Genomic DNA, 13,708 nt, shown 5'->3' with positions numbered 1-13,708 from the left:
TATAACACAAAAATTAGTTAAGTTTACCCTTCAAACTTGCCAAAACACCAAACGGGTTATCCCGTTTTTCTTCGACAATGTCATCAATGGCAGGTTGATGCTTATGCTCACAAACGTCATGCTTAGGAGACAAAGGCAACAACAATAACAATTCATCTTCTATCAGAGAAAGTAAATCAGCCGTCGCAGGCGCATCATAGCTGCCTTTTGTCGTTGCTTCACTCTCACCTAAGACGATGAAATCAGCATCCTCATCCAAGCGCTCTATCAGTGATTCATCATCCACAAGCGCTAAATGAAAGTCTGAAACGAGAGAAATTTCAACGGGATTCAGACAACGCTGACATTCCATTGGTACTTTCGTTTCAACATGACCATCTAACCATACGATACGATGATACGCATCCATTGATAGCTTACAGTCTATGTTAATCAATTGATCATCAATTGATCCAACAGCTTCACGGGAAATACGAACAAAGCGAGACAATGGCAGTGTACCTGACCATGTAAAGCCCTGTTCAGCCCATTTAAACGGCTCAATCTGTGCCGGAAAGGTATTTGCTGACATAATTAAGGCGGCAATTCTACAAATTCATCGGTACTCTGTCAAAGATTAAGATACAATTTTGTACTTATTTAGACAGATCAATTGGGTAATACAAGTCATGCATCAGTTGCAGCCGCAACCTGAAGTCACCACTTCATTACAGTTAACCACTTATTCAACCTCAAGTTGTGCTGTTTCTATCGACCCTGTGCAACGCTCACCCTGGGCCAGTTTGCAAACTGAAGTTCAACAAGTTGATTGGCTTATACTACACTTTAATCACTGGTTTTCCCACTTAAATGTGTGTTTGGTCAAAGGCGATTTTGAACCTGAATATTTTCCGGCAACCGAAGATGCGCCTGCCCACATTCAATTTGCCCATGGTTTCTTTAATAGTGCCTTGCATGAAATCAGTCACTGGACTATTGCGGGTGAGCAAAGACGCTTGCTCCCCGACCTGGGTTACTGGTATGCCCCAGATGGTCGCACGGCAGAACAGCAGGCTTTATTTGAGCAGGTCGAAATCAAGCCCCAAGCGATTGAATGGATGTTTGCACAAGCTTTTGGTCGTAAATTCCGTGTATCGCTAGATAACCTGACCGGTGACGGCGGTGATGGCAGCACCTTTAAAGATAATGTCTTTGCTCAAGTTCAACGTTATTTTTCCGGTGAAGCCAAGTTGCCACGTGATGCTGCACATTTTATTGCCTGTATCTGTGCCTGCACCCGGGGTGGCAAAACATTACAAAGTAACGAGTTTCAACGTGACATGCTGGATTAATTTACACAAAATCATCAAAGCCTGATTGCAAGACTTTGTAAATTCAACAGATAATGACTAATAGCAAGTCAGGGGAGAATAAATATGCTGCATTTAAGAATACATCCTGATAATCCTCAACCACGTTTGATTAGCCAGGCGGTAGAACGTATTCGTGCCGGTGATGTGGTGGTTTACCCGACCGATGCTGCCTATGCCATTGGCTGCCAGATCGGAAATAAAAATGCCATGGAACGCATTGCCCAGATTCGTGGTCTCGGTCCAAAGCATCAATATGCCATTCTTTGTTGTGACCTGTCCGATATTGCGACCTATGCCAAGGTCGACAATGCCATGTATCGTCTGCTAAAAAACAATACACCGGCAATCACTACCTTTATTTTACCTGCGACCAGCGAAGTTCCTAAACGACTGATGCATCCAAAAAAGAAAACCATTGGTTTGCGCGTACCAAGCAACCGTGTGTGCCAAATGTTGCTTAAGGAATTGGGTGAGCCATTGTTAACCAGCACCCTGATTCTTCCCGGTCAGGATGAACCTTTAGATGACCCTTATGACATTGAGCAACAGCTGGAAAAGCGTATTGATGTATTTATTGATAGCGGATTCGGCACCTTAAGCACCACCAGTGTTGTAGATTTATCCGGTGACAATCCTGAAGTGATCCGTCGCGGTATGGGTGATGTCAGCGCGTTTGAATAAGCACGGTTAAGATTAAAGGGAATGTTCAGGATCAAGGAGTAGTGCGAGAATGGATCTGTTTTATGTGCTGCTCAACTATCATGATTTTGAGGTAAATAGCCGCATTTATGCGGAAATGCCCTGGACACTTGAGTCTAAAGTGAAAATTATGAAGGCAAATGTTGAGCAAACCCCTTCTGCGATGATCGACAACACCTATGCATTTTTCCTGGAAGTTGCCGTTATTCACAAATTATCCAGCCTCGATCAAACTCAAAATTTATGCATCCGAGACAGTGCGCAACGAATCATCGAATTAGCGCTCAAGTTATCGACATCCACCGCAACAGATCATTAAGCACAGTAAAGTTAAAGAACATCACGCAAGCGCATTTTTTGTTGCCCATTCTGATCAAAATTATCTGCTCTTAACCAGGCCCGATAGGCTTTTTCCAGTTCAGGCCACTCTTGATCCAAAATTGAAAACCAGGCGGTATTGCGGTTACGACCTTTGGCAATACGGTCTTGGCGAAAAGTGCCTTCATAATGAAAGCCAAAGCGCAAGGCTGCGCGTTTAGACGGCAGATTTAAGTCATCGCATTTCCATTCCACACGGCGAAAGCCCTGTTCAAAACACGCCTTTAATAATAAATAGATGACTTCTGTCGATGCTGTAGACTGTTTCAGTTGATGTGAAAAATAAACATTACCGATTTCAATAACATGATCGGCAGAACGCTGGTTCAGCAGGCCTACCCATCCTACAATTGCATGATTGGCTTCAACCAGATAATGGATTGAATTTTTGAACTTAAAGTTATTTTCAAGAGCAGTTTGCAATTCCGCTGCATTTTCAAAACCCGAATAAGGTAAATAAGTCCAGCAGCTGCGATCTATTTCACCATTTACACATTGCCAAACTTGCTTCAGCTGATCTTCACTCATGGCTGCTGAAGATAAGACATGCAGGGTGGCATATTTACCATAAAGGGTTTCAGCTAAAAAATGGGTCGGCAAAGGATGAGATACGGGAAGTCCAATAAACTGCCCATATTCATTTTCTTGTACTTTTTCATGATCTTTCATGACACAGGGAATCTCTTTTTTATTGGCATTCATATTGCCGAAAAATTTTGCTTTATTCTATATTCAGAATCTTCTTTTACTCTATTCACAATATGGGGCCTACTGCTATGCCCCATTTTTTTATACAAATCCAAAATCCAATCGGTTCGGTCAAAAAAATTAAAACCATACTCCCCTATGCATTTCACCTCATCAAGCCAGTTAAAAACCTTACTGAATTTCAGGTTTTTTTGTATTTGTTGACTTAACTAATTTATTTGAAGTCAAATTTCCATTACACTAGCGCTTACTAATTTACGTGCTTTTTCTTTCGATGCGAGATCGAGGCAAAAGCATCATCCTGCATGCCTTTGAAAATTCGCGTGGCCTAAAACTGCAATGAATCAACCTATCCATAATCCTATGGAGCCAAGCTCACATATCCGTGTTATGGATGAGTGGCAAGATACGATTCCAGAGGATTTATATATTCCTCCTGCTGCATTTGAAATTCTGCTAGAGCATTTCGAAGGTCCACTCGACTTCCTGATTTACCTGATTCAAAAAAACGGTTTCGACTTATTACAACTGGATATCGCTCCCATTGCCGCGCAGTATCTATCTTATATGGATGCCATGAAGTCGCTGAATATTGAGCTGACGGCAGATTATATGGTGATGGCTGCCTTATTGGCCGATCTTAAATCACGACTGCTACTGCCAAAGCCAAGCTCCAGCGTTATTATTGAAAAAGATCCCAAACAGCAACTGATCGACCGGCTGGAAACCTATTTACGGGTCAAACAGGCGGCAGAACGTTTAGGACACATGTCGGTACTGGAACGCGATACCTTCCCGGCCAATATTAGTCTGGGTCAGGCAGTGCAAATCAATCAAGGTTATGATGTCAGCCAGCTACGTGATGCGCTGTTTTGTGTGTTTAACCGTCCCGAACCGGTGATTCATCAAATTCAGCAAGAACCGGTGTTGCTTGAAGAACGCATCGCCTTTATTGAAAGCCGTTTACAGTCCGGTGAAGTGCTGCATTTTGAAGCCCTGCTTAAACCCAGCCAGGGGCGCATGGGCATGGTGGTTACATTTATGGCCATTTTAGAACTCACACGGCAACAAAAAGTAGCTATTATTGCCAGCGGTATTGAAGCACCACTTGCAATTCAAGGAGTAGCTGCATAATGGATCATCAGACGACAACATCTCTATCTGTTGCCGAGAATCAACATGAAGTGCTGATGCAACTGGAAGCCATTATTTTTGCCAGTGAAACAGCTGTTTCGCTTGCACGTTTGAAAGAAGCATTCCAAAATCAATATAATAAACAGGAATTGCGTCAGTTGTTACAACAGCTTGCCATGCTACAACATGGTAGATCGATTGAACTGGTAGAAACCGCACAAGGGTTCCGTTTCCAGGTTCGGGCTAAATATCGCAATATCATTACCCAGGTGTGGCCGGAACGACCAACTCGTTTATCACCCACCCTGCTCGAAACCCTTGCTGTGATTGCTTATCACCAACCAGTAACCCGGGCAGATATTGAACAGATTCGTGGAGTTTCAAACAATAGTCAGATCTTAAGATCATTGTTTGACTGGAACTGGATTAAAGAATCCGGCTTCAGAGAACTACCGGGAAGACCCGCGTTGTTAGTTACAACGCCACAATTTTTAAATGCTTTTGGTCTGACATCTTTAGGCCAATTGCCTCCCCTGCAGGATGCCAAGGAAGCTTTTATGGCGCTCGATGCTCACGCAGCGAAGTCGTAGATAGGTGAACTGTTGATGATAATTTCTAAGGTTATGCTGTCATGAGTGAAAAATTACAAAAGGTGCTTGCACGCGTAGGTTTGGGTTCTCGCCGTTATATGGAAGAAGTCATTGCCGCTGGTCGTGTCAGTATCAATGGACGTGTTGCCCAAGTGGGTGAACGCATTGAACCAGGTGATGAGCTTCGCATCGATGGTCGTAAAGTCCAATTCCAGATTGAAGACGAAATCCGTCGTCGCGTTCTGATTTATTACAAACCGGAAGGTGAAATTTGCTCACGCAATGATCCTGAACAACGTCCTACCGTTTTTGAACAACTGCCTGCAATTGCCAATGATCGCTGGGTGATGGTCGGCCGTCTGGATATTAACTCAACCGGTCTTTTACTGTTCACGAATGATGGTGAATTGGCTAACCGCCTCATGCATCCATCAAATGAAATTGAACGTGAATATGCAGTTCGTGTGATGGGTGAAGTGACACCACAAATCAAAAACAACATGCTTCAGGGCGTAGTTTTAGATGATGGTCCGGCGAAATTCGAATCCTTCTCTGAAATTGGTGGTGACGGCATCAACCGCTGGTATCAGGTGGTGGTTAAAGAAGGTCGTAACCGCGAAGTGCGCCGTATTTTTGAATCACAAGGTTTAAAAGTCAGCCGCCTGCTGCGTACCCGTTATGGTACCGTGATTTTACCGCGTGAACTTCGTACCGGCCGCTGGATGGAGCTGGATAAAGCTGATATCGACAACCTGACCAAATCTGTAGAGTTGAAGCCGCGTCAAGGTACAGGCCTGTTTGGTATGGCAAAACGCCGTACTGAACGTATGCAAGAAAAACCAATGGCAGCACGTCGTGGCGGTTATTTGCGTCAGCAACGCCGTGATAGCGAAGAAGGTGAAAACCAAAGCCCAATGGGCTATGCACAGCGTGATCGTCGTGAAAACCAGAATGGTCATGCACAACGTCGTGACAATACTGGCAATCTTTATGCACGTCGTGATGGCAATAATGGTAGCGGTTTTGCACAACGCGGTGAACGTCGTCAGGATGGCAACCCAAACACTTACGCTCAACGTGAACCACGTCAAGGCAACAGCTATGCACAGCGTGAAAACCGCCCTGAAAACTTTGGCAATCAAGCGACATATGGCCAGCGTGAACGTCGTGATGAAAATGCACCACGTAAACCATTTGGCAACAAAAGCTTTAAGAAGTTTTAATTTTTAAAACTTTCCTTTAAAAAGCCACTCAAATTTGAGTGGCTTTTTTATATCCTTCTCTTTTAAGCAGGATTTAGGATAAAACAGGAATATCAATCCACTGTGCATTCGGGAAATGTATCGCCAGATAGCGTTTCAGATAATCCGAAGTATCTCTGGAAATCAGCTGGTCCTGTGATTCGTCATTCAGGTTATAAGCCAAAGCATAAAGTTCCAGACCACGACTTTTCAAGGCTTCCAGACTGAGCAAAGTATGATTGATACTGCCCAAACGACCGGAACTGACCAGAATGACAGGGAATTTCTGTTCAGCAATATAATCAATCGTTAACAGTTCTGTAGTTAAGGGCACCATTAAACCGCCCGCACCTTCCAGCAACACTACTTCATATTTTTCAGTTAATTGCCGGGTCGCATCGGCAATTTTTTGGAAGTCGATTTCACGGCCATCAATTTTAGTCGCCAAATGCGGTGAAGCCGGATAAGTAAAAATTTCCGGCATGGTGAGTTTGCTTTCATCTTCCGGAAACCAGCCCATCTGCATCATTTTACGGTGCTGTTCAATATCTTCAGAAATATCGGTATTGCCGGTTTGCACCAGTTTTTGGGTGATGGTTTTCTTGCCCTGCTCATTCCATAACTTCGCCAGATAGCCTGTGGTATAGGTCTTGCCAATACCGGTATCGATGCCACTGATAAAATAAACGGGGGATGTCATGGCTTACTCCGTGCAATGCAATAAATAGGATGATAGCTCAGCTGATAATGATACTGGCCAGATTGATCCAGCTCCGAAAATTGCTGATAGTCCTGATAAAACTGCTGTAAAGACTGTTTGCTCCAACGATGCTGTGCGGCGGTTGCAGTGACCCCGGTGGCCTTTAAATGCTGCAGCACAGCTTTAGGATGGGAAAAATTCAGTATTTCCAGACTCTCGGAAAGATGTAGAATTTCAAAACCCTGTTTAAGCAGCTTGTGCTGAATCTCATCAAGAGTCAGATAATTCAGTCCTTGCCCAGTCAGAGCCTTAATTTCTTGCAAATTCTGCTGACCAAAAGTGGAAAAACACAAATAGCCTTGCGGTGTTAAAGCAGCTGCACTTTTTTTAAAGACCAAATCAATATCGCCCACCCATTGCAAAGCCGAACTCGAAGCGATCAGGTCAAGGGATTGCGGAAAATCCAGTTGTTCCACATCGCCAATCAGCCACTCCAAATTTTCCTTAGCTTGAAAATGCTGCTGAACTTCAGAATACAGATCATTTAAAAACACATGCTTTATTTCAAAATTTTGCATCAGCAAATGGCTTAAATTGCCTGAGCCACAACCGATTTCAAAAACACGGTTTAAGCTGGTACTTGGCAAATATTGCTGTATCAATTGCAGTAACTGTTGGCAAATCTGTTTTTGTACGATGGCATGTTCGGCATAGCTTTGTCCTGCCTTGGCAAAACGCTGTGCAACTTGAGACTTATTAATATTCACGGCTACAACTCATAGCAACGCCACCAGCTGCTCAAGGTCAGCCTGATTGACTTGAGAAGTCAGTGAAATACGTAATCTTGAACTGTGTTTCGGTACTGTAGGTGGACGCACCGGCATGATATAAAATCCGGCCTGCTGTAGCTGCCAGGCTTTTTCCACCGTCTTTTGTGACTCGCCAATAATCACCGGCACAATATGTGAAGTCGAAGGACAATCAAAACCTTTGGCCTGTACTGACTGTTGCAGATTTTGACTGATCTGTTGCAGATGCTGACGTTGCTGTTGTAAGCCTAAAACTTTCTGGAAAATAAAATCAGTCCACGCCATACACATGGGTGGCTGTGCGGTACTGAAAATCAGTGGACGCATGGAATTAATCAGATACTCCCGGATGATGGGATGGCAAATCAGATAACCACCGACCGATGCCAGTGCTTTCCCGAAAGTCCCAACCAGCAGGTCAATCTCATCAATCACCGCATATTGTTCTGCACAGCCCAAGCCTTGCTCGCCACGCACACCAATGGCATGTGCTTCATCAACATACAGCATCACTTTAGAAAATTGCTGTTTAATCCGAACCAGCTCAGCCAGATCGGTTTCATCGCCATCCATACTAAAAATGGATTCCGTGACCACAATAATGCGATCAAAAGCCTCATCTGTATGATATTGCTGTAAAAGTTGTTGCAGATGATTCAGGTCATTGTGCCGATAGCGTACATATTTTGCAGATGATAAACGGATACCGTCAATCATGCTGGCATGCACCAGTTTGTCGGCCAGAATCAGGGTCTTACTGTCGCTTAAAGCTGGCAGAATCCCGATATTCATGTGATAGCCACTGTTAAATAACAGCGCAGCTCGTCCATGAAAAGCCTGACTCAAACTGGCTTCTAGCTGTTCATATTCAGGAAAGTTTCCGGTTAACAGTCGTGAAGAAGATGAACTCATGACACGAAGTTCATTCGGTGTTTCATCAAAAAACTGTTCACGCAAAGTTAAGTCTGCTGCCAATCCCAAATAATCATTGGAAGACAGGTTAAGCATCGAATGCCCCTGGATTTCAATCATTCGGCCTTGCTGGACATTAGAGGTAAATTGCCGCAAATTGCCCTGCTGTTTGAGTTCATCCAGTTTGCTTGCATAATCATTTAACAAAGGGGCATTTAACAGCTGGTTATTTAACAATTTCATGCGTATACCTCTTGCATCTGCTCCACCACATTCACTAATTGTTCCAGCAAGGTATTCAGTTGTTGTTCAGTAATCACATACGGCGGCATCACATAGACCAGTTTACCAAATGGACGTATCCAGATGCCTCGCTTAACAAACTGTTGTTGCAGGCTTTTCATATCTACATTAAATGTCAGCTCCACCACACCAATCGCGCCCAGCACACGCACATCCTGCACATAATCCAGCTCTAATAGGGGTTGCAGATGGTGTTGCAACTGTTGCTCGATGCGCTGAATATTGGCTTGCCAGTCCTGAGCCAATAAAACCTCGGTACTTTTCACAGCCACCGCACAGGCCAGCGGATTGGCCATAAAGGTCGGGCCATGCATAAATACCCCCGCCTCGCCCCGACTGATAGTTTCAGCTACACGCTTGCTGGTTAAGGTAGCCGAAAGTGTCATATAACCACCAGTCAAGCCTTTGCCGATGCACATGATATCCGGCTCAACGCCGGCATGTTCCCAGGCAAACAATTTGCCAGTACGACCAAAACCAGTGGCAATTTCATCAAAAATCAGCAGCACTTTATATTGTTCACACAGCAATTTGGCTTGACGCAAATATTCAGGATGATAAAAACGCATCCCGCCCGCACCCTGCACAATCGGTTCCAGAATTAAAGCAGCAATGCTGGCATGGTGCTGTTTTAAGACCTGTTCCAATTCTGCAATATCATCCTGATTCCATTCATCATCAAAGCCGACCTGTGGGGCTGCAACAAAGAAACGATTCGGTAAACTGGAACCAAAAATCTGATGCATGCCTGTGACCGGATCACAAACTGACATGGCATTCCAGGTATCGCCATGATAGCCAGAACGCGGGGTGACAAAGTTGGTTTTCTGACTTTCACCTTGTGCAGTCCAAAACTGCACCGCCATTTTTAATGCCACTTCTACCGCAACAGATCCAGAGTCAGCATAGAAAATTTTATCCAGACTGGGCGGGGTAATTTTTAACAACAGTCTGCCAAGTTCAATCGCAGGATCATGAGTCAAACCACCAAACATGATATGCGACATCTTGTGTAATTGATCCGTCACGGCCTGATTCAGTTCAGGATGGTTATAGCCATGGATGGCACACCACCAGGAAGACATGCCATCAATCAGTTGCCGTCCATCTTCCAGCTCGATAATGGCACCATGCGCCTGTTTTACCTTAAAGGTCGGCAATGGATCGGTCATGGAGGTATAAGGATGCCAGATATGCGCAAGATCAAAGTCCTGGTCGTTTAATTCGGTCATCCCTTACTCCTGCAGACGCTTGAAAATCAATTTTTCATGATCTTAAACCTGCATGAACTAAAAATAAATTGCGAGATAAACCAGTTATCCGCTTGTTTGTTCTATTTTCTTTAAAAATTGGAAGATTTTGCCAGTTATTAGTTCAGCTTCAAATAAAGGAAAGCCATGTGACCCGCTAATCAGCTCTGTTTCCAAAAACTTTGCATTGAATTTCTGAAAATTTCTTTGAACTTTGTAACTAACTAAAAAATCCTGTTTTGCAAACACATGATATTGATGACCTGGGTAATTCATCAAGATATCGACATTATTTAAATACTCAAGGCATAATAGTCCTTGTCTTAAAGTTTCAATCGATTGTGCCTGAATCAAACTTTGTAAAGTGATGAAGTCAGCTTTGGTGGTTACTGTGCCTTGACACACCATATAGCCAAACTTTTTTAAAGTGGAAATTGCATCTTGCTCAAATGACTGTTTGAACTGCTGAAAGGTCGGCTGATCCATTGCCATTGGCCATGTATCGTTTGCTACGAAACAGGGGTTGGAACCCAAAGTAATCAATACTTTTTCCTGTCCATGCTGCTTTTGAACCTGATCGACCAACACTGTAGCCAACTGCCCCCCCAAAGACCAGCCGGCAATCACATCAAACTGATGCGCCAGTTCCACTTTCTGCTGTAGAACCTGTTCATCTAAAGCATTAAAAATGTTGCAAAGTTCAACCTCATATCCTTGCGCCGCCAAAGCCTGTTTTAATGGATCAAGCAGTTGGGTTCCACCGCCCCAGCCCGTGATGAGTAAAATACGTTGATTCAAGGTAAGCTCTAAAAAAACTAAATCATTTGAACAGTATAAAACCTCTGTCTCAATTCTCGCAGCAGCATTTCAAAATTCATTCATAATCCACTATCGTGAATGGCGACAAGGGAGTCGTTGTTGCTGAAGGATGATATGAATCTCCCCTTTGACCAACAGCGGGGTTTTGTTACTTTTGATCCATCAAAGGTAAATATGCAATCACAGGTAATTTTTAAAGAATTTCGTTCATAAGAAAATTTGAAATCATTGCAAACCTACACTGCAACGTCTCATCAGCAAATCTGCTAAGATTAATGCAGACATTAATTATAAAAGTATACGTCATGAAAACTTCAAAACTGCTGCAAATCAGCTTGATATCCATATCAGCATTCAACGCTTTCACGGTTCCTGCCTATGCCGAAAATTCGATCTTCGCTTCTCAGAAAAACACTGAAAAACAATGGCTCGGAAAAGCGGCACCTGCATTTAAATTGCAGGATCAAAATGGTCAATGGCATTCCTTGAGCCAGTACAAAGGCAAATGGGTGGTGTTATATTTCTATCCTAAAGACAACTCTCCCGGCTGTACCCAGGAAGCCAATCAATTTAAAGCGCTCTATCCACAATTTTTAAAAAACAATGCCGTGGTTTTGGGGGTGAGTCTGGATGATGTCAAATCCCATCAAAAATTTTCAGAAAAGTTAGGCTTAGCTTTTCCTCTTTTAGCAGATCACAAACACCAATTATCGAATCAATTGGGTATTGTGCGTAATCTGGGCATTATCCAAATTGCCAAACGGGAAAGCTTTCTGATTGATCCTCAAGGCACCATTGTTTACCACTATAGCAGTGTGAATACACAAACTCATGCGGCTCAGGTCCTGGCGGATATCCGGAAATTTTCTCAATAGCACGTCATTGCCCATCTCCATCATAAATTTAAACAAATAAAAAAGCCCGACTCAGGTCAGGCTTTATATTTCAACATTTAAACTTACATTTGCGATTGAATATAGTTTTGCAAACCAATCAATTCAATCAGACGAATCTGTTTTTCCAGCCAGTATGTATGATCTTCTTCCGTATCCGACATTTGCTGACGAAGCATATCACGGCTCACATAATCACCTTTCTCCTCACACAATTTCACGCCTTGTGCCAATTTTTCGCGTACATCATATTCGAGTTTTAAATCTGCTTTTAAACAGCTCACCACATCTTCACCAGTTTCGATGTCATCGCGGTTCATATTCGGTGTACCCTCTAAAAACAGTACACGGCGAATAAGCGCATCGGCATGAGCAGCTTCTTCCTGCATTTCATGATCGATCCGTTCAAAAATCTTGCTTAAACCCCAATCTTCATACATACGAGAATGAATCAGGTATTGATCACGAGCTGCCAGTTCGCCACCAATCAGCATATTTAGATAGTCTACGACTTCTGGATTGCCACGCATTTTCAATACTCCATACCCTTTTTGCGTATTATGGACAAAACTAAACATCAATGCAAAATAAAAATTGTGTAAGTTTATGATTTTTATAAAATTAAAATGAGAAACACTTACATTTACAGTTTTAGTTGAATAAATTCCCATTTATAAAACAATGTCTTGCACTCAGTACTCAGCTTAGATGAACAAGATCAAAGTACTTTTATAATGTATTGGTTTTTTGTAACTAGATTCAAAATCATTGTGGCATATATTCATTGAACTATATGCGTATCAAATCAGAAACGCTGAGTGCATCGGCATCAGGTTATTATATATAAGCAAAATTGAGCTTGTTCATTGGTATAAGCAGGCCAAATCTTAGTCATGCACCGACAAGCTCACTCATCCTCAGCGAAAATAGGCTTAAGCTGAAGTCCAACGTGCATTTCTCCATGCTTGTTGTTGCTTTAAATCTAAAAAAGTCCAAGCGACAAAACGACTTTCTTTTTGCCCCTGCGTCATTTTAATGGTTTTCACATCCACTGCTCCGCTCTTACGCAACGCATTTAAAAGCACAGGCAATGTTGTTTTCTTGGAAACCAGTGTGCTAAACCAAAGACATTGCTCAGCAAACTGTATGCTCTCTTGTACCATTTGGCAGACAAAGCGTTCTTCACCACCGTCACACCAGAGTTCATTTTTTTGACCACCAAAGTTTAACACCACCTTCGTCCGATCAACCGGCTTGCCAAGTTTTCTTAATTTTTGAGTTGCTGTGGCATTTGCTTCATCTTGCGAGGCATGAAATGGCGGGTTACACATCGTCAAATCAAAATGATCTGTGGGTTTAATCACACCTTTGAAAATATTGCTTGAGTTCTTCTGCAATCGAATCTGAATCCCTTTACGCAAATTTGGATTCGCCTCCACAATGAATTGAGCACTTTTAAAGGATGTAGAATGAATGTCTGAGCCGACAAATTTCCAACCATAGCTACGATGACCAATGATCGGATAAATACAGTTTGCTCCCACCCCAATATCCAACACTTGAACGGCATGCCCTGTTGGAATCTGACCTTTATTATTGGCACTCAACAAGTCAGCCAAATAGTGGATATAGTCAGCTCTACCCGGAATAGGCGGACAAAGAAAATCTTGAGGAATATCCCAATATTGAATGCCATAAAAATGTTTCAGCAATGCTTTATTGAGCATTTTCACAGCCTGTGGATCAGAAAAATCGACTGAAAGATCGTTATATTTATTTGGGCTAACAAAAGGTGCAAGTTCCGGACAAGTCTGCATTAACTGAGGAAAATCGTAACGACTGCGATGCAGATTTCGTGCATGTAATTGCGATTTTTGTTGCGGAAAAGTTTTCTTTGCTTGCGCCATGTGTATGCCAATA

The 13,708-nt window shown here is 42.9% G+C and carries 15 protein-coding genes and 1 pseudogene; 7 read left to right on the top strand and 9 right to left on the bottom strand.

The window, feature by feature from the left end:
* Positions 1–13 precede the first annotated feature (13 nt).
* Positions 14–571, bottom strand: coding sequence for a DUF177 domain-containing protein (locus GTU69_RS13115; protein ID WP_086196070.1), 558 nt, complete (start codon positions 569–571; stop codon positions 14–16).
* Positions 572–668: 97 nt separating this feature from the next.
* Here GTU69_RS13115 and GTU69_RS13110 point away from each other — a divergent pair, with 97 nt between their 5' ends.
* The 3 genes from GTU69_RS13110 (at position 669) to GTU69_RS13100 (ending at position 2,370) form a co-directional block, all read left to right on the top strand.
* Positions 669–1,331, top strand: a complete 663-nt coding sequence (locus tag GTU69_RS13110) for an elongation factor P hydroxylase (protein WP_166171100.1) — start codon at positions 669–671, stop codon at positions 1,329–1,331.
* A gap of 84 nt (positions 1,332–1,415) precedes the next feature.
* A complete protein-coding gene (locus GTU69_RS13105; RefSeq protein ID WP_086196072.1) occupies positions 1,416–2,033 on the top strand; it encodes an L-threonylcarbamoyladenylate synthase in 618 nt (205 codons plus the stop codon).
* A 49-nt stretch (positions 2,034–2,082) separates the two neighbouring features.
* Positions 2,083–2,370 carry a hypothetical protein gene (locus tag GTU69_RS13100; RefSeq protein ID WP_086196073.1) on the top strand — a complete coding sequence of 96 codons (288 nt, stop codon included), beginning with the start codon at positions 2,083–2,085 and terminating at the stop codon, positions 2,368–2,370.
* A gap of 11 nt (positions 2,371–2,381) precedes the next feature.
* Here the strand turns inward: GTU69_RS13100 and GTU69_RS13095 are convergent, their stop codons facing one another.
* Complete coding sequence (locus GTU69_RS13095; protein WP_166171098.1) at positions 2,382–3,098, bottom strand: GNAT family protein; 717 nt, start codon at positions 3,096–3,098, stop codon at positions 2,382–2,384.
* A gap of 378 nt (positions 3,099–3,476) precedes the next feature.
* Here GTU69_RS13095 and GTU69_RS13090 point away from each other — a divergent pair, with 378 nt between their 5' ends.
* From GTU69_RS13090 to rluB, 3 genes and pseudogenes are all read left to right on the top strand, one after another.
* Positions 3,477–4,271, top strand: coding sequence for a segregation/condensation protein A (locus GTU69_RS13090; RefSeq protein ID WP_205683527.1), 795 nt, complete (start codon positions 3,477–3,479; stop codon positions 4,269–4,271).
* Complete coding sequence (scpB, locus tag GTU69_RS13085; protein ID WP_166171096.1) at positions 4,271–4,861, top strand: SMC-Scp complex subunit ScpB; 591 nt, start codon at positions 4,271–4,273, stop codon at positions 4,859–4,861. Before GTU69_RS13090 ends, scpB begins: the two co-directional genes overlap by 1 nt.
* 41 nt (positions 4,862–4,902) lie before the next feature.
* Positions 4,903–5,757: pseudogene (rluB, locus tag GTU69_RS13080) on the top strand (23S rRNA pseudouridine(2605) synthase RluB); the annotation flags it as partial.
* Between the two features lie 400 nt (positions 5,758–6,157).
* Here rluB and bioD read toward each other — a convergent pair.
* The 5 genes from bioD to GTU69_RS13055 form a co-directional block, all read right to left on the bottom strand.
* Positions 6,158–6,802 (bottom strand): dethiobiotin synthase, encoded by a 645-nt coding sequence (bioD, locus tag GTU69_RS13075; protein WP_166171092.1) that lies wholly within the window; start codon positions 6,800–6,802, stop codon positions 6,158–6,160.
* Positions 6,799–7,569: a malonyl-ACP O-methyltransferase BioC gene (gene bioC, locus GTU69_RS13070; protein WP_166171090.1), complete on the bottom strand. Its 771-nt coding sequence runs from the start codon at positions 7,567–7,569 to the stop codon at positions 6,799–6,801. Before bioC ends, bioD begins: the two co-directional genes overlap by 4 nt.
* Positions 7,570–7,578: 9 nt before the next feature.
* Positions 7,579–8,766 carry an 8-amino-7-oxononanoate synthase gene (locus GTU69_RS13065; protein ID WP_166171088.1) on the bottom strand — a complete coding sequence of 396 codons (1,188 nt, stop codon included), beginning with the start codon at positions 8,764–8,766 and terminating at the stop codon, positions 7,579–7,581.
* On the bottom strand, positions 8,763–10,058 hold the full coding sequence (bioA, locus tag GTU69_RS13060) for an adenosylmethionine--8-amino-7-oxononanoate transaminase (protein WP_166171086.1): 1,296 nt from the start codon (positions 10,056–10,058) through the stop codon (positions 8,763–8,765). Before bioA ends, GTU69_RS13065 begins: the two co-directional genes overlap by 4 nt.
* Before the next feature lie 84 nt (positions 10,059–10,142).
* Positions 10,143–10,874 (bottom strand): hydrolase, encoded by a 732-nt coding sequence (locus GTU69_RS13055; protein WP_166171084.1) that lies wholly within the window; start codon positions 10,872–10,874, stop codon positions 10,143–10,145.
* Between the two features lie 326 nt (positions 10,875–11,200).
* Here GTU69_RS13055 and GTU69_RS13050 point away from each other — a divergent pair, with 326 nt between their 5' ends.
* Positions 11,201–11,770, top strand: a complete 570-nt coding sequence (locus GTU69_RS13050; protein ID WP_166171082.1) for a peroxiredoxin — start codon at positions 11,201–11,203, stop codon at positions 11,768–11,770.
* 83 nt (positions 11,771–11,853) lie between these two features.
* Here GTU69_RS13050 and bfr read toward each other — a convergent pair whose 3' ends face one another.
* Positions 11,854–12,318, bottom strand: coding sequence for a bacterioferritin (gene bfr / locus GTU69_RS13045; protein ID WP_166171081.1), 465 nt, complete (start codon positions 12,316–12,318; stop codon positions 11,854–11,856).
* A gap of 402 nt (positions 12,319–12,720) precedes the next feature.
* A complete protein-coding gene (gene rlmF, locus GTU69_RS13040; RefSeq protein WP_166171080.1) occupies positions 12,721–13,695 on the bottom strand; it encodes a 23S rRNA (adenine(1618)-N(6))-methyltransferase RlmF in 975 nt (324 codons plus the stop codon).
* Positions 13,696–13,708 lie beyond the last annotated feature (13 nt).

The sequence above is a fragment of the Acinetobacter sp. SA01 genome (genome assembly GCF_011319235.1).
Lineage (GTDB): Bacteria > Pseudomonadota > Gammaproteobacteria > Pseudomonadales > Moraxellaceae > Acinetobacter.
Note: the sequence above shows the minus strand (reverse complement) of the source record. Positions and strands in the feature narration are given on the sequence as shown.